Genomic DNA, 25,264 nt, shown 5'->3' on the forward strand with positions numbered 1-25,264 from the left:
CGCCCGATCCACCACGTGTGGCCAGAAGGCTATAGAAAGCGCTAACATTTGCGGGCGTGACGGCTCGGTACAAGATGTTGGCCGATGTCCTGCGGCAACGGATCGGCTCCGGCGCGCTCGCGCCCGGCCGGCGGTTGCCCAGCGCTGCCGAGCTGGCCTGGGAGCACGACGTCAGCCGGGACACCGCACTGCGGGCCATGGCGACCCTCCGGGCCGAAGGGCTGCTCTTCATCGCCCCCGACAACTCCATCCGCGTCGGGCCGTGCCACACCCGGCCCATCCGCGATCGGACCACGCCCACCGCAAATGTCGTCGACGTGCCGGCGCATGCGGTCATCAGCGCCAGGATGCCGACACCCGGCGAGCGCGAGACACTCGCGCTCGCCGAAGGCACGCCCGTGCTGGTCGTCCGCACCGGCGACGTCGAGGAGGTGCACCCGGCCGACCGCACGACCCTTCGCAGGGTGTAGCCGTCAGGCTGCCACGTGGTCGACGACGACCACCGTCACGTTGTCGCGGCCGCCGGCGACGACCGCACGCCGTACCAACTCCTCGGCCGCCTGAACGGGGTCCGCCTGTTCGGCGAGGACCGCCGCGATGTCCCGGTCGCCGAGCTCCAGCGACAGGCCGTCGGAGCAGATGAGGTACCGCACCCCGGGCACCGCCGGCAGGACCCACAGATCCGGCTTCGGGCCGGGGATCGTGCCGAGCGCGCGGGTGATCACACCCCGGCGCTGGGTCAGGGCCTCGGGCGCCACATGGTCGACGGTGAGCTGTTCGAGATCGCCGCCCACGAAGCGGTACACGCGGGAGTCGCCGATGTTGAAGACGACCCAGCGCTCCTCCCCCTCGACCGTCACGAGGCTCAGCCCGGTGACGGTGGTGCCCATGCCGCCGAGCGAGGGATCCTCGACCGCGGCGGCGAGGATGTCGTCGTTGGCGCGGGTGAGGGCGTCGCGCACGTCGAACGGGTCCCTGTCGCGCACCTCGTCGAGGCGGCGCAGCGCGGTGACGGCGAGGTCGCTCGCCACGTCGCCGGCCGCGTGGCCGCCCATGCCGTCGGCGACGGCCCAGACACCTTCGCCGACGAGCGCGCTGTCCTCGTTGCGCCGGCGAATCTTACCGACGTCGGTGGCCGCTCCGGCCCGGATGGTCGCCATCACACCCCTACCGGTTGGGCGAGCAGTTCGATGATGCGGGCGACGAGCGCCTCGCGGGTGACCCGGCGGGTGGCCTCCGGGCGGTCCAGATGGTCGCGGACGTCGGACACGAACCAGACGCCGCCGCGGCCGCGGGCGACGGCGAGGCCGCCGGTGGCCGTCCGCACGAGGACGGTCCCCGTGCACAGGTCGAGAAAGCGCAGGACCGGCGCGGAGACCGGCTCGGCGGCGTCGATCAGCTCGACGTTGAACAGCCCGTAGGAACCCGGGTAGACCGCCAGGCGGGTGTCGGCGCCGCTGAACAGGTGCACCACGACCGGCCGGTCGCCGATCCAGCCGGCGGCCTCGGTGGTGGTGCTGCACCGGGCCAGCGCGTCCGCGGCGGTGGAGACCAGCTCGCCGGGGACGACCTGCTGCCCGTCGAGCCGGCACAGGCCGCGGGCCAGCAGCGAGGCCATCCCGGCGGCGACCACGATGTCGGTGGCCACACCGGGCTGGAAGTTGAGCCGGCGACGCACCGGGTCGAGCTCGGGTGCGCGCCGGTCCGCGCCACCGGCGGCGGTGCGGAGGACGAACTCCAGCTCCGCGAACGTCAGCGTCGTCAGATGGTCGGCCATGGCCGCAGGTTGCTCCTTCAAACCGCTGAGACTACCGGGAACTCGAACGACCTTTCAGGGCGGGGCCACCGCCTCATATCGGGCAGATCGGCAGGTTTCCGTCGTACTTCAGTTTCGCAAAGGTCCGGCGTCCACCGGCCGATCGGTCGGTCGTGCGGACCGACGCTGGTGGCCGGGCCCGGCGACGACGCTGGGCGGGTGCGGCGCTGGTGCTCACCGTCCTGTTCGCCGGCCTCGGCCTGTCGGGGGGTGGCGCCGTCGTCGTGAACCGGGTCGAGCAGCGCTACGCCGCGCAGCTCATGAACCGCTACACCGAGGACGTCAGTGCGGCGGTCGTCCAGCAGGTGGACCGGTACGGCGACACACTGGCGGATCTCGCCGCCGCCATCGGGGCGCGGCCGGACGTCACCGCGACCGACTTCGCGGCGACCTCGGCGGGGCTCAACTGGGACCGGCTGCCGGGTGCCAGCGGCGTGGCGTTCGCCGTGCCGGCGACCGACGCCGAACTGCCGTCCGTGGAGTCGTACTGGCGGGGCAAGGGCGTCCCGACGCTCACGCTCGCCCCGGTCGGCACGGGCGTCGAGCACGCGTTCGTGATCTTCTCGCGGCCGTTCGACGGGATCGCCGCGGTGCCGGGCCGCGACCTGAGCCAGGTGCCCGAGGCCGCCGACGCGCTGCGCATGTCGCGCGACAGCGGGAAGTTCACGATCAGCCGCACGTACGTGCTGCTGAAGGACCGCACGCTCCCCGCCGACCGGCAACAGATGTCCTTCACGCTCGTCGTGCCGGTCCACGACCACGCGAGCGGGCGGTTCCGCGGCTGGATCGTCATGGGCCTGCGCGGCGGCGACTTCCTCAACGAGACGCTGCGGACCCACGCGCGGGGCGCGGTACGCATCCTGCTCACCGACCGCTCGACGGGGACGGCCCGGGTCGTGGCGAGCGTGTCGGCGGGCACCATCGCCGGCGACGACCCGCGCAACCGGCAGCGGGTCGTGACCGTCGGGCAGCGGCACTGGGAGCTGTCCCTGTACCCGACGGACCGGCTCCTCAACGGCGCCGACCGGCGGATGGCCATGCTCACGCTGAGCGCCGGGGTCGTCATCACCCTGCTGCTCACCGCGCTCGTCGCGATCCTCAACGGTGCGCGGAACCGGGCGATGGCGCAGGTCGACGACGCCACCGCCGCGCTGCGCATGGACATCGAGCGGCGGCAGGAGACCGAGGCGCGGCTGCGGGAGCGCGAGCACGAACTGCAGCACCTGGCCTTCCACGATCCGCTGACCGGGCTGGCCAACCGCATCCTGTTCTACGAGCGGGTCCAGCACGCCCTGCTCACACACGCCCGCGAGCGGCACACGTTCGCCGTGCTGTTCGTCGACCTCGACGGGTTCAAGCAGGTCAACGACAGCCTCGGCCACGCCGCCGGGGACGACGTCCTGCGCGAGGTCGCCACGCGGCTGCGCAACTGCGTCCGGGCCAGCGACACGGTGGCGCGCTTCGGCGGCGACGAGTTCGCGGTGATCGCCGAGCACCTCGCCACGGAGACGGACGCACAGATGACCGCGAACCGGATCGTGAAGGCCCTGGCGAAGCCGTTCGACCTGTACGGCACGCCGGCCCACATCTCGGCGAGCGTCGGGGTCGCGCTGAGCGGCGCGGGCGACGCCGACGAGATCCTGCGCGAGGCGGACGAGGCGATGTACCGGGCGAAAACCACCGGCAAGGGCCGCTACGTCCTCGCCGACGCCCGCTCGTGTTGACCCCGGTGGATTGCGGTGGCCACGACGGGCGTATCCCGAGGTACGCAGCCGGGCGCAGGGTACCGTCTCGGGCGTGCTCATCCTGTTGCCGCCGTCCGAGGGCAAGGCCGCCGCCCCGCGGCGCGGCAGCCCCGTGGACCTCGACCAGCTCACCGTGCCCGGGTTGCGCGCCGCCCGCGAGGCGGTCCTCGACGACCTCGTCAAGATCAGCGTCGACCCCGCCGCCGCGCTCGAGACGCTGGGGCTCAGCCCGGGGCAGGTCGCCGAGGTCGAGCGCAACACGCGCCTCCGCGACGCACCGGCCCTGCCGGCCGGGAAGCTCTACACCGGGGTCCTCTACGACGCGCTGGACCTCGCCTCGCTGCCCGCGCCCGCCAAGCGCCGCGCCGGCAAGCAGCTGCTGATCTTCTCCGGGCTGTGGGGCGTGGTGGGCCTGGGCGACCGGATTCCGCCGTACCGCTGCTCCGTCGGCGTCCGCCTGCCAACCGTCGGCCCGCTGGCCGGCCACTGGAAGACGGCGCTGGCCGAGCCGCTGCGTGAGCTGGACGAGTCGCTGGTCCTCGACCTGCGCTCGTCCGCGTACACCCCGATGTGGGCGCCGAGCAACGCGGTCACGGTGCGGGTCCTGCACGGCGGCAAGGTCGTGAGCCACTTCAACAAGGCCACCAAGGGCCGGATCGTGCGCGCCCTGCTGCTCGCCGGCGCGCGCCCGAAGACCCCGGCGAAGCTCGCCGACACGCTGCGTGAGCTCGGGTACCGCGTGGAGGTGCACCGGCCGCACCAGCTCGACGTCGTGGTCGAAGCGTTGTAGGTCCGCCGTTTTCGCTGCGCCCCGGCCGCACCGTCTCGAGGGCCCGTCGGTCACCGTCCGGCCGGGACACTACGCGCGGGTGCAGGTGCGCCTGCCGACCGGCGAGATCGTCGGGGCGTCGAACCCGCTGTGGGTGCTGGCGAAAAACCGAAACGCCCGGTCCCAGCGGTGCGGGAACGGGCGTGATCTGCAAGAGCGGACGACGGGATTCGAACCCGCGACCCTCACCTTGGCAAGGTGATGCGCTACCAGCTGCGCTACGTCCGCACTGAATGAGCACTCTAGCGCATCGAGCACGCGCCCCCCGCACCGGGCGGCCACCCGTTAGCGTGACATTTCGTGAGGCTAGGTCTCCTTGTGCTGATACTCGGGCTGGCGGGCTGCTCCGCCACGCCTGCTGTTCCGTCCCCCGCGCCCTCGTCGATCGCGCCGCCGGCCTCCCCGGCCGCCCCGCCGTCGGCACCGGCCCCGGTCGACCTGCGGCTCACGTTCGCCGGCGACGTGCACTTCATGGATCGCACCGCGGCCCTGCTCAAGAACCCGGCGACCGCCTTCGGCCCGATCGCACCCACGCTGGCCGACGCGGACCTCACGATCGTCAACCTGGAGACCGCGATCACATCACGCGGCGAGCCGGAGCCGAAGACGTACCACTTCCGGACCACGCCGGCCGCGATCGACGCCCTGAAGGCGGCCGGGATCGACGCCGTGAGCATCGCGAACAACCACACCCTCGACTACGGCCGTGCGGGGCTCCTGGACACGCTGGACGCGCTTTCCGCGGCCTCCTATCCGGCGTTCGGGGCCGGCCGGAACGCCGACCAGGCGTACGCACCCTGGATCACCACCGTCCGCGGCGTCCGCATCGCGGTCCTCGGCTTCAGCCAGGTCAACGAGCTGGCGTCGAGCTGGGCCCCCGGCCCGGACCGGCCGGGCGTGGCCATGGCGTTCGACACCACCCGGGCGGTCGCCGCCGTCACCGCCGCCCGCCGCCAGGCCGACCTGGTGATCGTGTTCAACCACTGGGGCGACGAGGCCAGCAGCTGCGCCAACAGCGCCCAGAAGAATTTCGCCGGCAAACTGGCCGCGGCCGGCGCGGACGTGATCGTCGGCGCCCACGCGCACACCCTGCAGGGCTCCGGCTGGCTGGGCAGCACGTTCGTGGCGTACGGGATGGCAAACTTCCTCTGGTACGGCACGTCGAAGAGCACCGAGACCGGCGTCCTCCGCCTGACGGTCCGCGGCCGCTCGGTCGTCGACACCGAGTTCCTGCCCGCCGTGGTCTCGGACACAGGCCAGCCCAAACTCCTGACCGGCCCCGCCGCGACCAGGCTCAGTCAGCGATACGCCAGCCTGCGCACCTGCACGGACCTCTCCCCAGCCCCTTCCGGATCTCCAGCTCAGACCCCATGACGCGCCGAAATCCGGATACCGGTTTGGCAGGGGGCTAGGGGGTCGGCTAAAGTTTGCATCCGTCGCCGGGAGTGGTTCGGCCCGGCGGTGCGGACGTAGCGCAGCTGGTAGCGCATCACCTTGCCAAGGTGAGGGTCGCGGGTTCGAATCCCGTCGTCCGCTCGGGATAGTCACCACGGTGGGGTGGCCGAGAGGCGAGGCAACGGCCTGCAAAGCCGTGTACACGGGTTCAAATCCCGTTCCCACCTCGAGACGCCGCACCACCCGTGGGGCACTCAGTAAGGGCGATTGGCGCAGTGGGAGCGCGCTTCCTTGACACGGAAGAGGTCACTGGTTCAAACCCAGTATCGCCCACGCAGGTCAGAGGCCCGGTCGACACAGTCGACCGGGCCTCTGCTTATGTCTGAGTGCCCAACTGAGTGCCTACGCTCCGAAGATCTTGTCCATCGCCACCGCCCCGTTCAGTAGGACCGGGCGGAGCTCGTGGCGGTAGACCGCCTCCGTGACCCGCGTGCCGGCGTGACCCATGAGATCGGCGATCTCCTCGATCCGCATTCCCCCGCTGGACAGCAGCGACACGAAGCTGTGCCGTAGCTCGCGCGGCGTCCAGTTGTGATCCGTCAGTCCGGCCTTCCTGGCGACCGCCCGGAAGGCGCGCCGGACGTTGGCCGCGTCCAGTGCCGCGCCGCTCGACGTCGAGAACACCAGGTCGGTCTCCTGCCAGTCCGGGCGGTCCTTGCGCTGCTTCGCCTGGTGCGCGGTGAGCGCCACGACGCACCGGGCCGGGATGGCAAGGGTGCGCCGAGACTTCTTGGTCTTGGTGTCCCCACCGGCCCGGACCGACCGCCACACCTGGATGGATGGCGGGATCGGCGGGTCGACGTCGTCCAGGCCGACGAGGTCGACGTGCGCCCACGTGAGCGCCCGCAGCTCCTCGGTTCGCGCGCCGGTCAGCAGGGACGTCACGATGTACGCCTCTGCCGGCGCACCCTTGGCCGCGTCGAGCAGCGCGCTTGCCTGCGCGAGCGTGAGCGACCTCGACGGGCGGCCCGGTTGCCCGGTCGGCACGCCACATAGCGCCACGACGTTGCGCTTCACTTTGTCCCGGGCCATGGCGCGGGTGACCGCCCGGTTGAGGTAGTTGTGCAGGTTCTGCAGGGTCGCCGTGCTGAGCGTCTTGGCCTTCGCGGCGAGCCACTTGTCGACGTCACTCGCGCTCAGGACGCGCAGCTTCCGGGCGCCCAGGTCGGGGATGATGTGGGTGTTGCACATCCCCGTGCACTTCGTCACGGTCGCCGCTGACCGCCCGTTGAGGCCGTAGGCCAGCCAGTCCCGGACCGCGTCGGCAACGGTGTAGTTCTGCGGCGCGATGGCGAGGCCGTCTTCGTGGTCGCGGAGCACCTCCTTCAGCTTGGCTCGCGCTTCCGTCTTGGTCTTTCCGCTCCCCCGGCGCATGATGCGCTTCCCTGCCGGCGTGTAGCCGACCACGACGGCGGCGATGAACCGCTGTCGGTCTTCGTCCCAGTAGAGGCTTCCCTCGCCTCTACCTCTGCGCGCGGTCACGCGGCCTCCCGTTCGAGCAGCGCGACGTACTCGGAGATCGCGCTGTCCGGCACGAGCCGGGCGCGGCCCTGCTTGACGGTGCGGAGACGACCGGCCCGGATCTGCTCGTAGATGACGGTCCGGCTGATGCTGAGCTGCTCCATCGCCTCGGGGATCTTCCAGAGCGCTTTGCGGGTGGCGACGGTGGTCACGCGACACCTCCGATGCGTCGGACGGCGGGGGTACCCGTCCCATCCGTCCCAGGCTCGTTTTCGCTGCTTACGGCCGGTACGGATGGTTTGGCCGGTACGGCTTGACCCGTACCGGGGTCGGCATCCGTACCGTCGCTGACCTGCGAAGACGATGCTGGTACGGGTGGGACGGTTCGGTCTGGGCAGTAGCGCTTCCACGCGTCGGTGAACGCCTCGCGGTGGTAGCCCTTGGCCTGCCCGACGGGGAACCGGATGGTCGCCGAACTGATGCCGAACTCCCGCAGCAGGTCACCGAGGCGCTTGCCGGTCATCCCGGCCGGACCGAAGCCCTGCCACGGGCCTTCCGGGTCGTCGTTGAGCGTGGCGAGCAGCTCGGCCGTGGTCGCGGCGCCCGGGTCGCCGAGCGTCGTGAACGCGGTCCGGATGTCGGCCAGGAGCCGCACGCGGGTCGAGACGTGGCCGGTGTCCTCGGCCTCGGCGGTGAGGACGGTCGCGGCGGCCCTGCCACGCGCCGGCCAGCTGCCGCCCGCGAGGTCTGCGACGGCGATCAGCGGCTCCCACGTGTCGGCGGCGCGGTCCTCCAGGGGCATCGCGGGCTCCGCGCGCTCCAGCTCGGTGAGATGCCCCCGGAGCCACTGGAACAGTTCGCCGGCCACCTTCCGCAGCACCGGCCCGTCGCGGCGGTGCCGGTACGGCGCTACGAACTCGCCGGCCATCCGCCGGCGCATCCGCACGACCACGGCGCGGTCTTCGATGGTGTCGGGCATGGCGCCGATCCCGGCGAGTGCCGCCATGGCGAACGTGGGGATCTTCTCCAGCCGGTGCGCGTTGCTGTCCCAGCGGATCGCGGGCCGGTTGCGCTGGTGTCCGGCGTTGAGCAGCCCGCGGAGGTCCTCGTTCGCCTCGGCGTTCTTCCCGCCGAAGATGGTGTCGGCCTCGTCCACCAGGAGCGTGGGCGGCTCATCGGTACCGATGGCGCGGTACACGGCGGCCGATGAGGCGTTCACGGTCATGAGCGGGTTGCAGCACATGCCCTCGACCACGTCGAGGAGCCGGGATTTGCCGCAGCGCTTCTCCGGCGCGCGGATGACCAGCCGGGGCGCGTGCGCCCATGCGGGCATGGCGTGGGTCGCGGCGATCCACAGCACGACCGCGTCGATGGCCTCGGGCGACGGGAGCACGACGTAGCGGGTGATGACGGCGTGCAGGCGGTCGAGGATCGCGGCGCCGTCAACGGGTTCGGTGGTCACGCTGCCACTCCTTCGTCTCGGAAGCCGCCGGTGATGGCGGCGCGGGTCTCGCGGTCGGTCTGTCCGGCGCTGATTCCGGCGTCGTACAAGGCGTTCAGCGCGTCGCGGGTGCTGATGGCGTTGGCCGCGACCATGCGGGCGACGCCTCGGGCGGAGCCGTAGAGGGTGGCGCGGCGGCGGCCCTTGGGTGCGCGGCGGATGGTGTCGAGCAGGGAGCGCAGCAGCGCGTCGGGGGATGAGATGCCCCCGGCCGGCGTCGAGCTCGGCGCCCTGGTCGTGCTCGCCGACGCCTCGGCGGCCGGCGCGGGTCGGCAGGCGGTGACGAGGGCCGGGGGCATCTCGACCACCGGCCGGTCGCCGATCCACCGGTACGGGCGGCCGGTGCGCGGGTGGATCGACGGCGGCGCCACGACGTAACCGCCGTCGCCCCGCACGTCGATGCCCTCGCCGAGGCGCCCCTGACTGTTCAGGACGGCCGTTCCCGGGTGGCGGTAGTACAGGTGCCAGCCGCCGCTTCCTGTGACGACACAGGCCGTTTCCGGCATGAGCGCCGCGTCGAGGGCGCCGCCGTGGCCCGGGTCGATGTCGACGACCACCAGACCGGCGACCGCGCCGGTGCGGACCGCGAGCAGCCCGTCGGACTGCGCGGCGACCATCGCGGTGACGCGCTGCGGGTCGAGCGTCGCGGCGTAGAGGCCGTGGCAGAACATGCAGGGGCACGCGTCGCGGTCGTGGTCCGGCCCGGCGGTCCGGCAGCCGTCGCAGTTGGCGATGGGGCGCTTGCTGCGGCCGAGCAGGAAGACCGGCCAGCCGCGCTCGATGTAGTCGATCGCGTTGCGCAGCAACGCTTGTGAGTCAGCCATTGCGGATGCCTCCCTTGGGTCGGGCGCTGGCACGGGTCGCCCGCTCCAGCACACGCGTGAGGTCGGTGGTCAGGTCGAGGAGCTGGCGGCGCGCGTACGGCTCAGCGGCGGCGAGCGCGACCGTGAGGGTCACCTCGGCGTGCTCCCGGCCGTCGGCGGCGCGTACGCGGATGAGCAGCGCCCGGCCGAGGCCGGGGACGTCGACGGCGAGCGGGTCGGCGCGGTGCTCGCCGAGGCCGCACCGGTGTCCGCCGGCGCACCAGTCGGGGTGCCAGCGGTTCATCGGGTGCCCTTGCGGCGCTCGTTGCTGAGGTACGTGTAGATGCGGCGGCCGATGCGGACACGGCGGCCGGTGCCGTCGCAGCGGGGGCAGAGCCGGAACATGCGGCGGGAGAGCGGGTTGCGGAGCTTGCCGTCGCCCTTGCAGCGGCGGCAGGCGCCGAACGGGAAGATCGCGCAGGCGAGCAGGTAGTACGCTGCGTAACCGGCCGTGGCGAGGCTAGCGAGCGTGACGAGGGACCCCACGGAATGCCTCCTGAAGGCGTTTTGAGGGTGCAAGAGGTCGGCGCAGCTAGGGACTAGTGCGCTGATCAGGTATGAGATGTGGTGCTAGCGGGGGTGCTAGGTCTAGCGGAGGGTGCCGCTAGACCTAGCGGCCCGTTCGGGGTGGTTCAGGCGGCGCTGTCATCCTTGCGTCGGTTACGCTCCGCGACCGCATCGGCCACGGCAGTGCGGTCGATGCCGCGCCGGTTGGCGCCCTTGCCGGTGACCGGGTCGGTGCCCCACACCTGCGTCGTGGTGATGCCGTACGGCTTGAGCGCGGCGCCGAGCTGGTCGCGGGTGAGGTCGGCGTACACCTCCGGCCGTAGCGCGGTGAGCCGCTCCACGAGCGTCTCGGCCCACAGCTTCGGCTCGTCCGCGCGGAACAGCCCGAGCAGGTCTTCGAGCAGCGTTTCGCGGCGGGCCGAGGGCGCCTCGGTGGTCTGGCCGGCGGCGTGACCGGTGAGCGTGCCGGCGGTCTGCCGGGCGGCGTAGGCGCGGGCGGCGAGCTTCTCCACGGTCGGGCCGTCGAGGTAGAACGTCCGCACGATCTGCGCCTCATCGGCGGCGCCGACCAGGTACCCGACGCCCTTGTCCTTCTTGGCGAACATCGTCGCGCGGATGCCGTTGCGGTACGCCGACGTGCCGAGCACCATGTCGTTTTCGAGCTGGCCCATGACCCGCAGGCAGTACCGCGTGCCGACGTTCGCCGAGACGCCGGTCGGCAGGCTCTTGGCGTCGGGGCGCTGGGTGGCGAGCAGCAGGATCACGCCCAGGGCGCGGCCAAGCTTGATGATCTTCTCCGCCAGCTCGCCGGCTTCCTTGCCGAACTCCGGGTGGGAGAACAGCTCCTGGCACTCGTCCAGGCCGGTGACCAGCCAGTGCAGGCCCTTGACGCGCCGGGCGAGGTCGGGCGTGACCTTGTTGTCGGGGCAGACGTCCTTCGGCAGACCCTTGATGAGCGCGGCCCGCTTCTGGCACTCGGCGCGCAGGTCCCGCAGCGCGAGCAGCGCGGCCTCCACGGTGTCGTCGTCGGCGCCGGACCCGTAGCGGGCGCAGACCTTGGCAAGCGGGTCGAGTCCGCCGGTGCCCTTCAGCTCGTACGCCCACACTTCGGCGTGCGGGTCGAGCGCGGCGACCAGCATGGGCAGCTGGATGGCGGCGGTCTTGCCGTAGCCGGGGATCGAGCCGATGAGCAGGTTCGTGTACGGCAGCTCCATGTCGACGGTCCGGCCGCGCGGGTCGGTGCCGAACGGGAACGGCTTCGCCATGTCCACCGTGCTCGCCTTGAGCAGCGGCCACGCGACCTGACGGGCGGCGGCCATCGGCTGGTCACCGACCCACAGCACGAGCCGGGACGGGCTGATGTCGGCGTTGCCCTCCGGCCACACGCACCCGAGCGGGCGGCCGAGGCCGGACGCGAGCTTGTCGCGGCGGTCCATCACCTCGCCGATCGTGACGCCGGGCGGCAGGTCGACGTCGGCGCGCCAGCCGGGACCGTCCCGGGTGATCGGCGCCGGGAAGCTGATCGCGCGGTCGCCCTGCTTGGCGATGGCCTGGTTGATCCCGGCGACGCCGAGCACGCCCAGCGCCCGCACCACGATGTCGGAGGTCAGCTTCGCCACCTGCGTGCCGACCACGGCCCGGTCGATCAGCGGCCGATCCGCCGGCGCACCCGCGAGGCCGAACACGACCACGGCCGCGGCGAGGGTCGCCCACCGTACCCACGACGGCGCCAACGCCAGGCCAATGCCCCCGATCACGACGGCGATGAAGACGACCAGGGCGACGATGCCCCGCCACCGCACCCGCCGGTCACGCTGCCGCGACAGGTGCAGGTACTGCTCCGCGTTCTCGGTGCGGACCGTGGCCTGCCGGACCGGTTCGGCCTCCAGGTCGAACAGCCATCGGAACGCCCCGCCGAGCGTGCGGAACAGCCCGACCGGCGCGCGCAGCGCCAGCTTCCCGGCGTACTTCGGCAGCCTGAGCGCGTGGTACGCGGTGACGTGCGCGGCGTACCCGGCGGCCCACATGACCACGTCGCGCAGCTCGGCGCGGGAGCGCAGCCATGCGGGCAGCAGCGGCCGGCGCTGCGCACCGCGCCGGTCGAGCTTCGGCGTGCGCTGCGCCTGCGGCGAGTCGACCAGCACCGGGCCGGTGTCGTCGTCCAGGTCGGCGCTGTCGTCGGTGCGGTTGCGGCGGTCGCGCGCCGCGTCGAGGTCGACCACGTTCGCCACGTCGGCGACCTCGTCCTCGTACTTGGACCAGTTGAACCCCTCGGGGTGCTCGCGGTCCGGTTCGTTGCTCGTCATGCTGGAGGTCTCCTGACTTCCTGATGGAGGGACGGGGACCGGTGCGCGGCCGAGGGTTCCTAGGCCACGGAGGCCGCGCACCGGGCAGAGCTAGTCGAGCGGCCCGCAGGTGTGCTCCGGCTGGGAGCCGTGGCAGCCGCAGGAGAGGTAGCCGCCCACGTCGGTCAGCGGGTCGGTCGTGTCGACGTCGTCGGTGTTTTCGGGGGCGGGGATGTCGGCGGCGGCCCACAGGAGCAGCAGCGCGGCTTCGGCGTCCATGTCGGTCTCCTTGTCGTCAGGCGGCGTGCAGGACGGGGACGGACGTTGTCGACAGGATGTGTCGACATCTGGTGTCGACGGAAGTGGTGCGCGTGGTGCGTTTGGTGCGCTTGCCGTGCTACTGGTGCGTACAGGTGCGCGGTGGTGCGAAGGCGCGGCGGCGACCCACCGTGCGGCGCTACTGGTGGTTGGCGTGGATGAGGTGTGCGAGGGCGGCGCCCATGCCGAGCACGGCGACGGGCAGGCACGCGACGGCTGTGGTGATCCACCAGGGGGCGTGCGTGACCCCGGCGGCGGTCAGCAGGTGGTAGGCGACCTGGCCGGCGCCGCCGAAGATGAGCGATCCGATCGCGGACCAGCGGGCGAACCGCCGCACCGACGGCGTGTAGGCGCCGGACAGCCAGACCGCGAGTGCGTACGCGGCGTACGTCTCGACGCCGATCGGCAGCGTGATCGCGGTGTTGATGCTGAACCCGTCGGCGATGCCGGGCAGCGGGTGCACGACGCCGAACCCGGTGAGGGTGCCGAGGCCGACCCACCCGGACCAGATGGCCACGAACGCGGGCAGGGCCAGGACCCAGACCGGCCACGAGCGCGGCCGACGTACCCGGCGCGGCTCCACGCCCACCCGCTCGGCCAGCTGGTCGACCGTCGGCACGGCCGGGGGCATCTCGTCCGGGGTGGGTATGTTCCGGCCGCTCTTGAGCAGCGCGGCGCGCAGCCCGTCGGCGTCGGTCAGCGTGATGTTGGTGCCCGGGTGTCCGTCACCCGTGGCCTGCGGCGCCGTCTCGACCGCCTCGGCGACCGGCGGCGCCTCGATCGGCGCGGTCGGGTCGGGGGTGTCGGTGTCCGGCTCCAGGTCCGGCACGACGTGCAGCGTGCGCGGCGCGGACAGGTCCATGTCCCGCGTGCGGAGCCGCACGCCCTCTTCGGTGAGGGCCTCGCGGATCGCGTTGGCCTTCGGCGCGCCGATCTTGAATTCCTTCATGAGGGCGTTGCGGGAGGGGATGTCGCCGAGCTGGTCGGCGAGCTTGCGGGCGTCGGGCATGAGCGCCTCGATCGGGGCGGGGTAGGCGCTGGGCGCGGTGGCCGTGGTCATGTCAGACCTCCGAGGGGTCGGTGTTGAGGACGTCGGCGAGCAGGGCGCGGTGCGCGGCGAAGACGGTGCCGCGGTACACGGAGGCGAGGTAGCTGGTCAGGGCGTCGTAGCGGTCGGCGTGGACCCACGCGGCGCGGGCCGCGTCGTCCGCGCCGGCCACCGCGAACAGCTCGGCGCGGTCGTCGCGGTGGTAGGTGCCGAGGTAGCAGCGCGACAGCACGGAGACGATCCACGCCTCGTCGCTGGCCCGGGGGTCGGGCACGTAGCGGGGGGTGGTGGTGTGCCAGTCGGCCCACGACAGGTCGAGGGTCGTTTCCTCGGCCAGCTCCCGCACAGCGGCGGCGCCCGGGGACTCGCCCGGCTCGACCATCCCGCCGGGCAGTGCCCAGCCGTGCCCGTCTTCGCGTTCGACCATCACGATCCACCGGCAGCCGTCCGGGTCGAGCGTGACGACCAGGGCGTCAGCGGCGACCGCCTCACCCCAGTGCCCCAGCTCGTTGCGGCCGTGCTCGATCCCGGTCGGCGCGAACGGGTTGACCGGCCGACCAGCGGCGACGGTGAACGGGATCAGCGCGGCGGCCTGCCGGGCGGGCCAGTCGATGCGCCTCGGGTCGGTGACCGGATCGGCCCAGCCGTCACGGACGCCGACAGTGAGCACGTCAGGATGGGTGTAGGTCGTGGTCTTCGAGGCGTTCATGCCGCCGCCACCTCGTTGCTCGTCTCGCGGACGATCCGGACGACCGCCGCGTGGGCGACGTGCAGGCGAAGTGCGATGCGGGAGAGGCTCACCGATCGGCGCCGCAGGCGGTTGACCGCGACGACCAGCTCAGCCGGCGTCAGCGCCACCCGCTCGCCGCTGCACGCGAGGCCGACGGCGATCTCATCGATGTAGTCCGGGTCCGGCTCCAACTCGCGCGGCAGGTCGAACTCGACCGCGAACCGCTCGTCGTCGCGGATCGCCAGCTCCCAGCACGCGCCGCACGCCACGCTCCGCGTGAACGGCGAGCGGTGCGCGTCGCAGTGCCGCGCGGCGACTTCGGCCAGGACGTGCCCCGGGCCGAAGTAGCCGGCGATGCCCGGCGTCGTGGTCAGCGGCAGGACGTCGGCGCCCCGCTCCGTCTGTGTGATCACTCCGAAACCTCCAGATCGTGCCGGCGTCTGCCGGTCAGTCGAATACAGCACCAATGCTGTATTCGTGTCCGCGACCGTACAGCGCCAGTGCTGTATTCGCAACCGCGTGGCGTGCCATTGAGCTGGGACTTGATCGATTGGCGCCCCGGTCGATCAGCGCCTGACACAAGAGAACCGCAGCGGCGACCTGGTCGACAGGGTGTGCGCCGCCCGCCACGTGGCACTCATCTCACACCCCGTGTGAATCGATCGACGGGGTTCCCTGAGCGTCATGGATTCCCTACGCTCCGGAGCATGGCCGAAGCGAATCTCCTGCTCGCAGCGCTCATCGAGCGCGCCGGCCTCTCCAACGCGGGCCTCGCGCGCCGCGTCAACCTGCTCGGCGCCGCGCATGGCCTCCGGTACGACCACGCCTCCGTCGCCCGCTGGATCCGCGACGGCGCCGTGCCCCGCGACCCCGGCCCAGAGCTGATCTGCCGCGTCATCGGTCAAGCCCTGAACGCGCCGGTCGCGTTGGCCGACATCGGCATGGAGCGACGGAAGGCCACGCCGGTTGGGATGCCCCTCGCGCAGGCGGTCGAGCGTGCGTCGGCGCTGTGGCGGGGCGACCAGCGGGAGAAGGCCGGCGGATCACCGGCCACGGGCACGGACGCGATCGCGCCGGTGTGGGAGTGGGAGAACCCACCCGACGACCTCGACGTCTCCCGCGACGGTCACGCCCAGGTCGGCGCCGCCGATGTGCAGCGCCTGCGCCAGCTGCGCGCCCGCTATCAGGAGATGTACCGCCGGGTCGGTGGCGTGCCGGTTCGGCCGCGCCTTGTGGCGGCGCTGAACGAGCATGCGGCGCCGCTGCTGCGCAACGCCTACGACAACCGCACCGGCCGGGAGCTGCTCCGCGCGGCCGGCGGACTCGCCGCACTCGCCGGCGTCTGCGCGTACGACGCCGACCAGCAGGGCCTCGCCCAGCGATACCTCTTCGGCGCCCTACGCATGGCGAAAGCCAGCGGCGACAAGGCATTCGGCGCGTACGTCGTGGCGCTGATGAGCACCCACGCGCTGCACAACAACCAACCGCGGCTCGTCGTGCAGTACGCAGAGTCAGCGCTGCGCGCGGCACGGGGGCATCTCAGCCACGCCCTCGCCGCCGACTTGCACTCCCTGGCGGGCAAGGCATACGCCCGGATGGGGCAGAGCGCCGACTGTCAACGGCACATGGCCGAGTCGGAGTGGACCGCCGGACGCATCAAGCCGACCGACGAACCGGCCGAAGCGTCCTACGTCCAACCGGGCCTCATCGAGACGCAGGTCGCCGAGGCGCTGCGCCGCCTGGGTGACCTCAGCGCCGCCCAGCCATTCGCGGAAGAGTCCGTCCGAACGGCCGGCGGGACGCACCTTCGCGGCCGCGTCCACCGCTTCGCGGGCCTCGCGCTCATCGTCGCCCAGCGCGGCGACGTCGACCAGGCCGTGCACGTCGGCACGCAGATGCTCGACTACGCCGAGGGCATGGAGTCCGGCCGCATCCGCGACCGCGTCGCGCAGGTGACGACCGCGCTCAGGCCACACGCTAGGGTGCCAGCGGTGGCGGAGTTTCTCGACCGGGCCGACACCGACGCCCAGCTGAGGGGGTTCTGATGCGCTGGCAGGTCAACTCCGAACGCACGCTCTACCAAGACCAGTGGGTCCACCTGCTGACCGCCGACGTCGAACTGCCCGACGGCCGCCACCTGGACCACCGCCTCATCCGCACCGAACCCGGCGCCGGCGCCGTCGTCATGGTCGACGGCAAGGTGCTCCTGCTCTGGCGCCACCGCTTCATCACCGACACCTGGACATACGAGATCCCGGTCGGCGCCATCGGCAACGACGAACCGGCCGTCGCAGCAGCACGCGAGGTCGAGGAAGAGACGGGGTGGCGACCCGGGCCTCTCCGCCCGCTCATCTACACGCAGCCCACGCCCGGCCTCATGAACTCCGAGCATCACATCTTCCGCGCCGACTCAGCCGATTACATCGGCCCACCAGTCGACGGCTTCGAGTCCGAGCGCGTCGAATGGGTACCGCTCGACGAAGTCCGACGCCTAGTCGACAAGCGGGACATCGTGACCGGAACGACGCTTATCGCGCTGCTGTACATGCTGGTCGATTTAGGCCGGTAGGCGCCATTACGCCGTCGGTCGGCGCGGCCTGGTTTCTGCCCATGCCTTGACCGTGGCCGGCCGCCACACCGGTGAACGCCCAAACTTTCGCTCAGGCAGTGGCGCTTGCTGTCGAGCAACGTAGGCGGCCCACGTGCTGCGCGTAATCCCAAGAAACTGAGCGCAGTCTTCGGCCGTCCACCAATCTGTTGGCAACTCTTCCCGTTTACTTGCCATCAGAACCATCGTTTCGACCTAGGATGCTACCGAATGCGACTAAGCCAGCCGAGATTGCGATACCTGCCATATTATTGAACTTCATACCGCCGCCTGGAGTCCCCTGCGACGCGTTTGAGTCTGCCAGCCATCCAGCCGGACAGTCGCGGTTGATGAAAAAGAAGTGGCGTAGAGTTGGAATATCGCAGTTAGTTCCAAGCGCAACTTGCGAACCCTGGTGAGAGCGAATGCTTTGCACATCTCCCGATTCGGTCCTTATCGTTTCGATTCTTCCCAACTCATAGCCTGACGGCTTACTCACATCCACGGCCACCGGATCGCCCACTTGTATAAGAGTGCCCTCAGGAAGATCACCAAGCTCGATGATCAAGACTCGCTTATAGTGGACCGTGGCTTGCCCTTGGAATCGGTTGCCGTGATGTTGAACGAGGAATCGCGCAAGGTGTCGCCTTAGAACTGCGTAAGCAGCTCGACCAAAAGCATTGAAGAACACGATGTACGATCTGATCTCATCGCGCGTCAGTAGTTCCATTGAACTGCCGTGAGCAATGTCGTTCCGCCTCTCGGCCAAATCGTCGATTGCGCCGAGATCCTTGCCGAGCAACGTCGAATCGTGCCCTAGTGCAGCTAGGTACTCTCCGAACTCCCTACTTTCAACGACCAACTTCAAGAAGTCGTCTATCCCGATATCGCGGAAGAGTTCATCGATGGATTTTCTTCGGAAGTTGCCGCCATGTCGCGTGTACGCCAGAGCGTTAAGTCGATAATTGCCCGCACCAGACTCGCACGAATGGAGATTCTCGATTAGGCGAACGGGGAGCAGCGGGTCTTTCCGCCGCGCGAGCCAAACCTCATCACGCAAAGCATCGAGCGACTTTCGTCGATGATTCTCTCTGACTTTCTCTGGAAGGTCGCTCGTTGAGGAGATGACCTCATTGAGTGTTGCTACGACGCCAGAAAGAACGCCTTCAATCAGACGTTCGAATGCCCCGTACAGAAGTACCAACTGCATCGCGTATTGCGACATCTTGACAGCAAAAGGCTCGGCGGACTGGCGGAAGCGAGTCAAGGAATCGCGAATTTCCACAGACTGAATATCGTCGAGCTTAATCGACAGAAGTTTCTCTTCGGCATCCCCTCTTGCGAGCAGCCGAGAAAGGTCTTCAGTTAGCCGTTCAAATTCGAGAAATGCTGGCTTCATTTAACCGGTCACCTGCCGATCACTTCATCAACGAAGCCTCCGAACAGCCTACGCCTTGAGATGATGTTGGCAGGATTGGTGTACCGCCCCGCAAAGCTACTGTAGTTTGCTTCGTAAAACCTCGGCAAACTTGCGGACAGCTCTTCTTTTCGCTGAAGGATCAACTCTTTATCGTCGATACGCTGGCTGAACGTGTACATGATCGTGTCGTATGCGACAGTTGTCGGACGACTTAGCCAGTTCCATCGACCATTTCGAGTGCGCCAGAGCCAAAAGGCTCGCTCACCAAAGACTTCGTAGACGAGATCAATAGTTTCCCTGAATAGATTTCCGAGTTGTTCAAGAAGGGCGGAATTAAAACGATTTGCCCGCCTTAAATACTCATCAAAGTAGTCGCGAAAGCTCCTGGCGAAGTATTGCGGGTCTTGCCTAAAAGCAAAGAATCTCAGCACTAGTTCTACATCGAACATTTCCCGGTAGGCGTCGTTTTCCAGAAGTTCTAGATCCTCTTCCTCGCTCTCGGTGCCTAGCGTCCCGACTGGAATTCCCCACGTGAGGCAAAGCGCGGGGTGTCGCGACAATCCTAGACAAAGTTCATTCATCGGGCCGCCATGGACCGCATTGCGTGTTTCCTGTGGAGTTAGCTTTTCTCCGCCGCTGTTAATCCGTTCAAATACAAGCTGCTTTAGGACCCTTGCCTCGGCCTCATTTCGCGCAGTTTCCTGCAAGAGGATAATTGAAGAAAGGTACCGCCTGTCGATTCCAGCACGGACGCTCGTTGGGAGAGTGGAGTAGGTGCGCGAGTTCAATTCTGCCCACTCTACCAGGCCTTGAAGTCGAAAGCCGTCCGAGTAGAACTCACGGATTGTCGAAAGTCGCTGAAGGCCGTCCATCACCTCGTACTTTGAGTAGTCATACTCATACAGGAATATGGGAGGGATCGGGACGTTCATGACAAGGGATTCGATTAGACGCGACTTTTTCTCCGAAGACCAGCGCCTGCGCCGCTGATATTCTGGACGTAGGAGGTAATCTCCGCTTCCTAGCAGTTGCGGTATAGAGCTAAGCGGGTAGCGCGCCTGCTCCGTGACGATGCGAACCTCGCCGCGAACGTATTTTTCGTTTATGAGGTCGTCGGTCAATTCGGGGACGATTGCCCGCTGCACCTGAAGGTCGATTTCTTCACCGTGAAGCATCTGTTCTCCCATGTGCCGGGCCTGTGGTCATCATGGAAGGTTACTGCTTGGAGCTTCCTGGGCGAAGCCACCAAACATCCAGGCTCGGCGCGCCGACTGGAAGGGATGACCCAAGCTCAAGGCGCAACGCTTCCGACGGTCGCCGTCGCACATCAGTCGCAGGGTGACAATTTGAGTGACAACAGGTCGGAACGGCGGCGGACGACCACGGACGCTTGCGGAGCGTTCACCCAGCTCGGTAGCCATGCAGATGCTGGTCGACCGGCTTCGTCCATGCGTTCACACCGAAGAAGTCAGCAGCTGTCGCGGTGACGCTGCTACGCACGAGACGACGTCGACGAGGTCCTGTCCGTGAGGAACTCAATCACTCGGCTCACTACGCTGCGTCGCCGCCATGCCTCCCACACGGCTGGGAGCGCTGCGATTCCTGCCAACCCGCCGAGTCCAGCGCTCACGATCGCAGAGATCGGCGCGGTGGCTGCGGCGCTGGCGCCCGCCGCCACGCCCAGGCCGGTAAGCAAGGTGCCTTGGTGACGGTTGGCTGGCTCGATGGCTCGAAGCAGGGGATCTACGACCCGGCGCGCCTCATCGGGGCCACCGCCTGCCCAGAGACGAGCCAGGGCCTCATCGTGTTCGTAGCTGAATCGACCAAACTCGCTACCTTCCATCGCGACGAGGCCTGACATGAGATCGTCAGGCACGACGAGGTCGGTGCCGATGCCCTCCGCAGCAAGCCGGCGAGTGGCCTGTTCGGTGTAACTGGTCGGCGTCCGGCCAGGTTGGAAGGACGAGGCGATGGCACGGATCCCATGCTGGCGCGCCAACGCGACGTGCCGTCCCGCGGAGTACCACCGGTCGATGGTCTCCAGATCAATAGCCTCATCGACCGACAGACCCGGCCGATCACTGCGGACTTTTTCCAGGAGCGCGGTCAGATCAGACCGGTGTCGCGAGAGCTGCACCATCTGCACCACGCTGTCGTATGTGCTGCGGCCAACACCCGTCGTAAGTGTGTCTGGAGGCAACGGCCGGTAGTGCAGCAGAGCGGTGGCGAGGTCGAACCCATCACCCCAGGCTGCGGTCGTGAGTAGACCGCCGCGTTCCGCCTCGATCCATCTCCGCCAGCCTTCCGCCAACCGATCGATGTCATCATGCGCCGTCGTTGGTGCACGGTCGGTAAGAAACCGGGCCAGGCGGTCCGGGACTTCGGCGTCATCGCTGCCGGCAAGACATGCACTCAGCATCTGCTCGGGAGTCTGCCCGAGCGCTGAGGCGAGGTGTGACCGGTCGGCGTCTGCTCCGACCGCGTTGAAGGTGAAGCCGTTGAGGGTCCCCGCGCCGTCCCCTCGTAGAAGGAAGGTTCGGAGTGCAGCTGCGAAGCGGCGCCGCGGGGCACCGTGACCGCGGGTGCGCACCTCGATGGGCAGAATACGGTTGTGTACGCCTCGTCCCACCAGGTCGCTCAGTTGCGGCGGCGCTATGTCGATGAAGAAACGACCGTCGAGGAAGTGCGTGTCAGGGATGACGAGGGTGCGCGACAGCAGGAGATCGAGCCGAAGCTGTCCGACGTACCGCTCGTGCAGATAGCCGGCCGCTGCGTTCATGCGCTGGCTGCTCGCGCTGTAAGCATCGACGAGAAGGCGGTCGGTGCCGAGTCGCTTGCCGGACGCTGCCATGCAGCAAATCCTAATGTTGCAGGGCCAGATCGAGGTGACGCAGTGGCGTCGGCTGCTCTCAGAGGCCCTGGACGCCGCAGGCCGGCGGGGCTCGATGAGTGCCCAACTGAGTGCCGATCGCCGCGCACGCGGCCGGACGGCGGCGGACGCCGACAGTCACTCACGTAAGGCAGATCGCCTGTCTGTGCAGGCGAGATGGGCTCTGGGAAGCCTTGACACGGAAGAGGTCACTGGTTCAAACCCAGTATCGTCCACGCAGCTCAGAGGGCTTGTCGACATGATCGACAAGCCCTCTTTTGTGTCCTGAGCGCCTACGGCACTCTGGTGCCTTCGCCCTCTTGAGGACCCGTCCGGCGTAACCGCCTCGGCCGGGCCGGACGGTTGCAGTCCTTGCTGCACCCCTCCGCGACATGTCGTTCTACTCGCCCCGGTCGATGAGTGGTTCCTGAACCTGTGCGAGACCGATCCGACCACGGCCGACCGGGTCATGGAGGTGATTGACCACCTGGTGCAGGCCGGTCCGGGCCTCGGGCGACCCATGGTCGACCGGGTCCATGGCAGCCACCTCCATAACCTCAAAGAACTTCGGCCGGGCTCGACAGGCCGCTCCGAGATCCGCCTATTGTTCATCTTCGACGCTGAACGCGAAGCGGTGATCCTGGTTGCCGGTGCTGGTGTGGGTGGGGTTGGTGGTGCTCGTGCTGCCCGTCCGTTCGCCGTCGGTGGTGATGAGTTCGGCGAACTCGCGGTCACGTAGAGCCATCTGCAAGGCGGTGGTCATCATGTCCGCGGCGAGGGGAGGCGGGGTCGGCGGTTATGCGGAGGGGCGTGGTCCTGGCCGTGATCCTGGCTGCGGTCGCGGCGTTGGGCTGTGGGAGGTTGGGGGCTGTGTCGGGTGGTGTGGGGGGTGGAAAAGTTTTTTGGTTTTGGTGTCGAAGCGGTGGGTTGTTGTGCGAAGGATGGGTGCGGGCCGGGAGTGCTGGCCCACTCACTAGGGGAGATCTGATGCGACGGATTATTGCTTCGACTTACACCACTGTTGATGGTTTCATCGACAACCCGCACGAGTGGTCACTGTCATACAACGCCCCGGCGGCCATGCAGTACGCCCTGGACCTGACGCTCAGCGCCGACACGCTGCTCCTGGGCCGTATCACCTACGAGGGCATGGCGCAGGCGTGGCCGAACATGGGTGGGAACCCGTACGCCGACCACGTCAACGCCATGCACAAGTATGTTGTGGCTTCCCAGCCGGTCGACACCAGCGCCTGGAACCCGACGACCGTCATCGCCGGCGACGAGCTGCTGACCGCTGTGAAGGCACTCAAGGAGACCGATGGCACCAATATTCTGATCTGGGGCAACGGCCGGTTGACCGATGCGCTCGCGACGGCCGGCCTGCTCGACGAGTACAAGATTTGGACCTATCCGGTTCTGAAGGGCAGTGGTGAGCCGCTGTTCCGCACTGAGAGCCCGACCGGCCTGCAGCACTTCGAGACCACCACCTTCGAGTCCGGGGTGGTCGTGTCGACCTACCGGGTCACCACCGCCTGAACACAAGCACCCAGAGGAGCACGGGTTTGCCGGTTACGGGACAGGCAAACCCGGGGTCGACAAAGCAGATCAGCCTGTTGCGGGTGTGGGTTGGTCTTGCGGTCCGTTCGGGTGGCTACTGCTGTTGGAGGTTCGGCGGGACAACAGACTGCCGATCGCGCCGAGCAGAGCGACGACGATGGTGACCGACGGCAGCCCGCCGTACTCGAAGGGGGTGCCCGCCGCCGCGATAAGCGTCCACAGCAGCATCGCGAGCGGAATCGTTGCCAGCAGCACGACACGCGGCCGCGGCGCCGGCCACCGCAACGCCACAGCGGCTCCCAGCACCACAAGAGCCACGACGTCGAACCGGAAGAGACCGCCGAGCCCCCCGGTGGACAGCGAGTAGACGAGCAGGGCGGCGAAGACGGCCACCGCCGTGCGGCGGGCTCCGACGATCCAGGCCACTGCGAGGCCGAGCCGGAGCACGGTAGGGATCAGCAGCACAAGGGTCACGTTGTGGATGGGGAACCGGCTGTCGACACTGACCTTATGGCGCCGGTGTTGATGCGGTAAACGGTCTCGAGTACTGCGGTGCTGTACGCGACGAGGAACGCGGCGAGCAGTAGGGATGCCGCACGGGGCAGGCGAAGCCGAAGCGCGAGGCCGAACACCCCGACGGCCTGACGGAGGCTGGGCCGGGTGCGACCCTCGTCAAGGTCGATCAGCAGCCCGAGCAGCTCCTCACCGCGGGCGGCCCGGTGGTCGGCAGGCAGCAGCCGCAGCAGTCGGCGGTAGCGCCGTTCCAGAGACCCCGTCCGGTCCGAGGGGTTCATCCGGTCAGTCCGAGCCGAGGCGCCGATTGCTGGGCACGCCGGGCGAGGCGGCGCTTCGCCGCACGAGCCTGGGCGGTCATCCGCTGCGTCTCAGCCTCCACTGCAGCCGCACCCGCGTCCGTCAAACGGTAGTAACGGCGCAGCCGGCCGTTCTCCACCTCGTCACGCTCGGGCTCGACGAGCCCGCGGGCGACGAGACGCTCCAGAGCCGCATAGAGCGTGCTCGCCCGGAGCTGGATTCGGTTCTCAGACATCGCGGCGACCTCCGACACCAACCCGTAGCCGTGCCGGGGCTGATCGGCGAGCGCCGCGAGGATCAGGAACGCCTGTTCACTCATAGAGTCCACCGCGGCAGCATATACCGTCTCGCGGTATATGCTCTACCCGCCGCAGCAAGCTGTCGCGAGGCCGCCCTCTGTTTCAGCCATCCCGGAGGCCGGACAGGGGCCACGGCATTAACAGCCACGTACGGCGTACTGCCAGGCGATCTCATGTCGGCAGCTGGGCCGGTAGTTCGCATCGAGAGGATCGAGAGCGATCCACCGTCGGCTGGCGACAGTCGTTGGTGGAACATCCTCTGTGTGCAACCAGAAAACGGCCCGGATCACGCGAGCCCCTCCATGTCGCGGGTCAAGTTCGCCCGGGAGATCTTGCTGTGGCTCGCCTTGGGCATCCCGGTGGCGGTGTTCGTCATTCTCTGCTGCATCTGCGGGATGTTCCGTCTCATCGATCATGAGTACTGGAATCCGCCGGCCACTCCGTAGCCGGGCTGTCCGGAGATAACCACTCGTCGGGATGGTCACGTCGCCGCGACGATTTCCTCATCCCGCTCGAGAACGGGCAGGTCGGCAACCTGCGAGCAGCGCAGCACACGCATGTCGACCGGGCCTCGCCGTCGTCGGCCGCTTCCGCACTGACGCTGCACCTTGCCTCGTGGCCTGCTTCCCGGACCTGACGCCCTACGCGTACATCGACCACGACACCGTCGGGCACGAATGGGGCAGGCTGCAGTACCACCCGCAGTACGAGCGGCGCAACGTCGGCTGGCTGGACGCGTCGCAGCCGTTCGACAGGGGCCCGGTCCCGGACTGGTTCGCCGGCGCGCTGCTCGACGTCATCGGCGACCCACCCGTCAACGAGACACGCGGCCTCCACGACTGCGAGTTCTGCCCGCCGGACACGAACCCCCGTCGCCGATCCGCGACAGGTGTGGGCGGCGCCGCGCAGCCGGGCGCGCGAGGTCCTCGCAGACGCTCCGTCAGTTCCCGGGAGGTCTGCCCCCGAAACGGTACGCCACCTCGGCATAGGCGTGGTTGTCCGCCTCGTAGCGGGCATGGAGAAAACTCCAGCAGAGCGTCCACCCGTTGATTCTCCGGGCTTCTGCTCCGTGGATGAGAAAACGAATGACAACACGGTCCGCTGCCGGCATACCGCGACCAGGTGCACGCCAACCGCGGCGGGCCGGGACACGTCCGCACC

General features: G+C 68.8%; 29 protein-coding genes and 4 tRNA genes. 13 read left to right on the plus strand and 20 right to left on the minus strand.

Going from position 1 to position 25,264, the window contains the following annotated elements:
- Positions 1–56: 56 nt before the first annotated feature.
- Positions 57–470 carry a GntR family transcriptional regulator gene (locus Dfulv_RS38315; RefSeq protein ID WP_259858706.1) on the plus strand — a complete coding sequence of 138 codons (414 nt, stop codon included), beginning with the start codon at positions 57–59 and terminating at the stop codon, positions 468–470.
- A 3-nt stretch (positions 471–473) separates the two neighbouring features.
- Here Dfulv_RS38315 and Dfulv_RS38320 read toward each other — a convergent pair whose 3' ends face one another.
- The gene (locus Dfulv_RS38320) at positions 474–1,160 is read right to left on the minus strand and encodes a PP2C family protein-serine/threonine phosphatase (protein ID WP_259858707.1); all 687 of its coding nucleotides are present in this window, start codon (positions 1,158–1,160) and stop codon (positions 474–476) included.
- Positions 1,160–1,777: a hypothetical protein gene (locus Dfulv_RS38325; RefSeq protein WP_259858708.1), complete on the minus strand. Its 618-nt coding sequence runs from the start codon at positions 1,775–1,777 to the stop codon at positions 1,160–1,162. Before Dfulv_RS38325 ends, Dfulv_RS38320 begins: the two co-directional genes overlap by 1 nt.
- A 152-nt stretch (positions 1,778–1,929) precedes the next feature.
- On the opposite strand from Dfulv_RS38325, the gene Dfulv_RS38330 reads away from it, so the two are divergent.
- Together Dfulv_RS38330 and Dfulv_RS38335 are read left to right on the plus strand one after the other, a co-directional pair.
- Complete coding sequence (locus Dfulv_RS38330) at positions 1,930–3,540, plus strand: diguanylate cyclase domain-containing protein (RefSeq protein WP_319805715.1); 1,611 nt, start codon at positions 1,930–1,932, stop codon at positions 3,538–3,540.
- Between the two features lie 73 nt (positions 3,541–3,613).
- Positions 3,614–4,351, plus strand: a complete 738-nt coding sequence (locus tag Dfulv_RS38335) for a YaaA family protein (RefSeq protein ID WP_259858709.1) — start codon at positions 3,614–3,616, stop codon at positions 4,349–4,351.
- A 194-nt stretch (positions 4,352–4,545) separates the two neighbouring features.
- Here the strand turns inward: Dfulv_RS38335 and Dfulv_RS38340 are convergent.
- Positions 4,546–4,618 (minus strand) — tRNA-Gly (locus Dfulv_RS38340).
- Positions 4,619–4,690: 72 nt separating this feature from the next.
- Between Dfulv_RS38340 and Dfulv_RS38345 the strand changes: the two genes are divergently transcribed.
- The 4 genes from Dfulv_RS38345 to Dfulv_RS38360 all read left to right on the plus strand — a co-directional run bounded on the left by Dfulv_RS38345 (position 4,691) and on the right by Dfulv_RS38360 (position 6,118).
- On the plus strand, positions 4,691–5,764 hold the full coding sequence (locus tag Dfulv_RS38345; protein ID WP_259858710.1) for a CapA family protein: 1,074 nt from the start codon (positions 4,691–4,693) through the stop codon (positions 5,762–5,764).
- 89 nt (positions 5,765–5,853) lie between these two features.
- Positions 5,854–5,926, plus strand: a tRNA-Gly gene (locus tag Dfulv_RS38350).
- Between the two features lie 15 nt (positions 5,927–5,941).
- A tRNA-Cys gene (locus Dfulv_RS38355) sits at positions 5,942–6,012 on the plus strand.
- Between the two features lie 34 nt (positions 6,013–6,046).
- Positions 6,047–6,118 (plus strand) — tRNA-Val (locus Dfulv_RS38360).
- Positions 6,119–6,187: 69 nt separating this feature from the next.
- On the opposite strand, the gene Dfulv_RS38365 is transcribed toward Dfulv_RS38360, so the two are convergent.
- From Dfulv_RS38365 to Dfulv_RS38415, 11 genes are all read right to left on the minus strand, one after another.
- The gene (locus Dfulv_RS38365) at positions 6,188–7,327 is read right to left on the minus strand and encodes a tyrosine-type recombinase/integrase (protein WP_259858711.1); all 1,140 of its coding nucleotides are present in this window, start codon (positions 7,325–7,327) and stop codon (positions 6,188–6,190) included.
- Positions 7,324–7,470 (minus strand): helix-turn-helix domain-containing protein, encoded by a 147-nt coding sequence (locus Dfulv_RS38370; RefSeq protein WP_259868948.1) that lies wholly within the window; start codon positions 7,468–7,470, stop codon positions 7,324–7,326. Before Dfulv_RS38370 ends, Dfulv_RS38365 begins: the two co-directional genes overlap by 4 nt.
- Before the next feature lie 44 nt (positions 7,471–7,514).
- The gene (locus tag Dfulv_RS38375) at positions 7,515–8,768 is read right to left on the minus strand and encodes a DUF3631 domain-containing protein (protein ID WP_259858712.1); all 1,254 of its coding nucleotides are present in this window, start codon (positions 8,766–8,768) and stop codon (positions 7,515–7,517) included.
- Positions 8,765–9,631, minus strand: a complete 867-nt coding sequence (locus Dfulv_RS38380) for a bifunctional DNA primase/polymerase (RefSeq protein ID WP_259858713.1) — start codon at positions 9,629–9,631, stop codon at positions 8,765–8,767. The genes Dfulv_RS38375 and Dfulv_RS38380 overlap by 4 nt, the downstream gene beginning before the upstream one ends.
- A complete protein-coding gene (locus Dfulv_RS38385; RefSeq protein WP_259858714.1) occupies positions 9,624–9,914 on the minus strand; it encodes a hypothetical protein in 291 nt (96 codons plus the stop codon). Before Dfulv_RS38385 ends, Dfulv_RS38380 begins: the two co-directional genes overlap by 8 nt.
- Entirely contained in the window at positions 9,911–10,156 is a 246-nt protein-coding gene (locus tag Dfulv_RS38390; protein ID WP_259858715.1) for a hypothetical protein, read from the minus strand. The genes Dfulv_RS38385 and Dfulv_RS38390 overlap by 4 nt, the downstream gene beginning before the upstream one ends.
- A 146-nt stretch (positions 10,157–10,302) precedes the next feature.
- Positions 10,303–12,483, minus strand: coding sequence for a P-loop NTPase family protein (locus tag Dfulv_RS38395; RefSeq protein WP_259858716.1), 2,181 nt, complete (start codon positions 12,481–12,483; stop codon positions 10,303–10,305).
- Between the two features lie 90 nt (positions 12,484–12,573).
- A complete protein-coding gene (locus Dfulv_RS38400; RefSeq protein WP_259858717.1) occupies positions 12,574–12,741 on the minus strand; it encodes a hypothetical protein in 168 nt (55 codons plus the stop codon).
- Between the two features lie 178 nt (positions 12,742–12,919).
- Positions 12,920–13,840, minus strand: coding sequence for an ABC transporter permease (locus tag Dfulv_RS38405; protein WP_259858718.1), 921 nt, complete (start codon positions 13,838–13,840; stop codon positions 12,920–12,922).
- Between the two features lies 1 nt (position 13,841).
- Positions 13,842–14,537: an NUDIX domain-containing protein gene (locus tag Dfulv_RS38410; protein ID WP_259858719.1), complete on the minus strand. Its 696-nt coding sequence runs from the start codon at positions 14,535–14,537 to the stop codon at positions 13,842–13,844.
- Complete coding sequence (locus tag Dfulv_RS38415; protein WP_259858720.1) at positions 14,534–14,971, minus strand: hypothetical protein; 438 nt, start codon at positions 14,969–14,971, stop codon at positions 14,534–14,536. Before Dfulv_RS38415 ends, Dfulv_RS38410 begins: the two co-directional genes overlap by 4 nt.
- A gap of 294 nt (positions 14,972–15,265) precedes the next feature.
- Between Dfulv_RS38415 and Dfulv_RS38420 the strand changes: the two genes are divergently transcribed.
- Complete coding sequence (locus tag Dfulv_RS38420; RefSeq protein ID WP_259858721.1) at positions 15,266–16,603, plus strand: hypothetical protein; 1,338 nt, start codon at positions 15,266–15,268, stop codon at positions 16,601–16,603.
- A complete protein-coding gene (locus tag Dfulv_RS38425) occupies positions 16,603–17,127 on the plus strand; it encodes an NUDIX hydrolase (protein WP_259858722.1) in 525 nt (174 codons plus the stop codon). The genes Dfulv_RS38420 and Dfulv_RS38425 overlap by 1 nt, the downstream gene beginning before the upstream one ends.
- A gap of 205 nt (positions 17,128–17,332) precedes the next feature.
- Here the strand turns inward: Dfulv_RS38425 and Dfulv_RS38430 are convergent, their stop codons facing one another.
- The 3 genes from Dfulv_RS38430 to Dfulv_RS38440 all read right to left on the minus strand — a co-directional run bounded on the left by Dfulv_RS38430 (position 17,333) and on the right by Dfulv_RS38440 (position 21,416).
- Positions 17,333–18,544, minus strand: coding sequence for an MAE_28990/MAE_18760 family HEPN-like nuclease (locus Dfulv_RS38430; RefSeq protein ID WP_259858723.1), 1,212 nt, complete (start codon positions 18,542–18,544; stop codon positions 17,333–17,335).
- Positions 18,545–18,552: 8 nt separating this feature from the next.
- Positions 18,553–19,752, minus strand: a complete 1,200-nt coding sequence (locus Dfulv_RS38435; RefSeq protein WP_259858724.1) for a DUF262 domain-containing protein — start codon at positions 19,750–19,752, stop codon at positions 18,553–18,555.
- 305 nt (positions 19,753–20,057) lie between these two features.
- On the minus strand, positions 20,058–21,416 hold the full coding sequence (locus Dfulv_RS38440) for a hypothetical protein (RefSeq protein WP_259858725.1): 1,359 nt from the start codon (positions 21,414–21,416) through the stop codon (positions 20,058–20,060).
- A gap of 487 nt (positions 21,417–21,903) precedes the next feature.
- Between Dfulv_RS38440 and Dfulv_RS38445 the strand changes: the two genes are divergently transcribed.
- Positions 21,904–22,173 carry a type II toxin-antitoxin system RelE/ParE family toxin gene (locus Dfulv_RS38445; protein WP_259858726.1) on the plus strand — a complete coding sequence of 90 codons (270 nt, stop codon included), beginning with the start codon at positions 21,904–21,906 and terminating at the stop codon, positions 22,171–22,173.
- A gap of 248 nt (positions 22,174–22,421) precedes the next feature.
- A complete protein-coding gene (locus tag Dfulv_RS38450; protein WP_259858727.1) occupies positions 22,422–22,970 on the plus strand; it encodes a dihydrofolate reductase family protein in 549 nt (182 codons plus the stop codon).
- 69 nt (positions 22,971–23,039) lie between these two features.
- Here Dfulv_RS38450 and Dfulv_RS38455 read toward each other — a convergent pair whose 3' ends face one another.
- The 3 genes from Dfulv_RS38455 to Dfulv_RS38465 are packed head-to-tail and all read right to left on the minus strand — an operon-like array spanning position 23,040 to position 24,123.
- Positions 23,040–23,465 carry a hypothetical protein gene (locus Dfulv_RS38455; RefSeq protein ID WP_259858728.1) on the minus strand — a complete coding sequence of 142 codons (426 nt, stop codon included), beginning with the start codon at positions 23,463–23,465 and terminating at the stop codon, positions 23,040–23,042.
- Positions 23,462–23,785: a hypothetical protein gene (locus Dfulv_RS38460; protein ID WP_259858729.1), complete on the minus strand. Its 324-nt coding sequence runs from the start codon at positions 23,783–23,785 to the stop codon at positions 23,462–23,464. Before Dfulv_RS38460 ends, Dfulv_RS38455 begins: the two co-directional genes overlap by 4 nt.
- Positions 23,782–24,123, minus strand: coding sequence for a PadR family transcriptional regulator (locus Dfulv_RS38465; RefSeq protein WP_259868962.1), 342 nt, complete (start codon positions 24,121–24,123; stop codon positions 23,782–23,784). The genes Dfulv_RS38460 and Dfulv_RS38465 overlap by 4 nt, the downstream gene beginning before the upstream one ends.
- Positions 24,124–24,366: 243 nt before the next feature.
- On the opposite strand from Dfulv_RS38465, the gene Dfulv_RS38470 reads away from it, so the two are divergent.
- Positions 24,367–24,549, plus strand: coding sequence for a hypothetical protein (locus Dfulv_RS38470; protein ID WP_259858730.1), 183 nt, complete (start codon positions 24,367–24,369; stop codon positions 24,547–24,549).
- 31 nt (positions 24,550–24,580) lie between these two features.
- On the plus strand, positions 24,581–25,153 hold the full coding sequence (locus tag Dfulv_RS49095) for a DUF7919 family protein (RefSeq protein ID WP_456319225.1): 573 nt from the start codon (positions 24,581–24,583) through the stop codon (positions 25,151–25,153).
- Positions 25,154–25,264: the final 111 nt, after the last annotated feature.

This window comes from Dactylosporangium fulvum, from assembly GCF_025137375.1.
Lineage (GTDB): Bacteria > Actinomycetota > Actinomycetes > Mycobacteriales > Micromonosporaceae > Dactylosporangium > Dactylosporangium fulvum.

Bases quoted from the DNA above. Each gene is read 5' to 3' on its own strand.
- Dfulv_RS38380 (WP_259858713.1), bottom strand. From the start codon at position 9,631: ATGGCTGACTCACAAGCGTTGCTGCGCAACGCGATCGACTACATCGAG.
- Dfulv_RS38320 (WP_259858707.1), bottom strand. From the start codon at position 1,160: ATGGCGACCATCCGGGCCGGAGCGGCCACCGACGTCGGTAAGATTCGC.
- Dfulv_RS38450 (WP_259858727.1), top strand. From the start codon at position 22,422: ATGCGACGGATTATTGCTTCGACTTACACCACTGTTGATGGTTTCATC.
- Dfulv_RS38460 (WP_259858729.1), bottom strand. From the start codon at position 23,785: ATGAACCCCTCGGACCGGACGGGGTCTCTGGAACGGCGCTACCGCCGA.
- Dfulv_RS49095 (WP_456319225.1), top strand. From the start codon at position 24,581: ATGGTCACGTCGCCGCGACGATTTCCTCATCCCGCTCGAGAACGGGCA.
- Dfulv_RS38410 (WP_259858719.1), bottom strand. From the start codon at position 14,537: ATGAACGCCTCGAAGACCACGACCTACACCCATCCTGACGTGCTCACT.
- Dfulv_RS38325 (WP_259858708.1), bottom strand. From the start codon at position 1,777: ATGGCCGACCATCTGACGACGCTGACGTTCGCGGAGCTGGAGTTCGTC.
- Dfulv_RS38425 (WP_259858722.1), top strand. From the start codon at position 16,603: ATGCGCTGGCAGGTCAACTCCGAACGCACGCTCTACCAAGACCAGTGG.
- Dfulv_RS38400 (WP_259858717.1), bottom strand. From the start codon at position 12,741: ATGGACGCCGAAGCCGCGCTGCTGCTCCTGTGGGCCGCCGCCGACATC.
- Dfulv_RS38430 (WP_259858723.1), bottom strand. From the start codon at position 18,544: ATGAAGCCAGCATTTCTCGAATTTGAACGGCTAACTGAAGACCTTTCT.
- Dfulv_RS38370 (WP_259868948.1), bottom strand. From the start codon at position 7,470: ATGGAGCAGCTCAGCATCAGCCGGACCGTCATCTACGAGCAGATCCGG.
- Dfulv_RS38440 (WP_259858725.1), bottom strand. From the start codon at position 21,416: ATGGCAGCGTCCGGCAAGCGACTCGGCACCGACCGCCTTCTCGTCGAT.
- Dfulv_RS38465 (WP_259868962.1), bottom strand. From the start codon at position 24,123: ATGAGTGAACAGGCGTTCCTGATCCTCGCGGCGCTCGCCGATCAGCCC.
- Dfulv_RS38420 (WP_259858721.1), top strand. From the start codon at position 15,266: ATGGCCGAAGCGAATCTCCTGCTCGCAGCGCTCATCGAGCGCGCCGGC.
- Dfulv_RS38445 (WP_259858726.1), top strand. From the start codon at position 21,904: ATGGAGGTGATTGACCACCTGGTGCAGGCCGGTCCGGGCCTCGGGCGA.
- Dfulv_RS38435 (WP_259858724.1), bottom strand. From the start codon at position 19,752: ATGGGAGAACAGATGCTTCACGGTGAAGAAATCGACCTTCAGGTGCAG.
- Dfulv_RS38405 (WP_259858718.1), bottom strand. From the start codon at position 13,840: ATGACCACGGCCACCGCGCCCAGCGCCTACCCCGCCCCGATCGAGGCG.
- Dfulv_RS38385 (WP_259858714.1), bottom strand. From the start codon at position 9,914: ATGAACCGCTGGCACCCCGACTGGTGCGCCGGCGGACACCGGTGCGGC.
- Dfulv_RS38395 (WP_259858716.1), bottom strand. From the start codon at position 12,483: ATGACGAGCAACGAACCGGACCGCGAGCACCCCGAGGGGTTCAACTGG.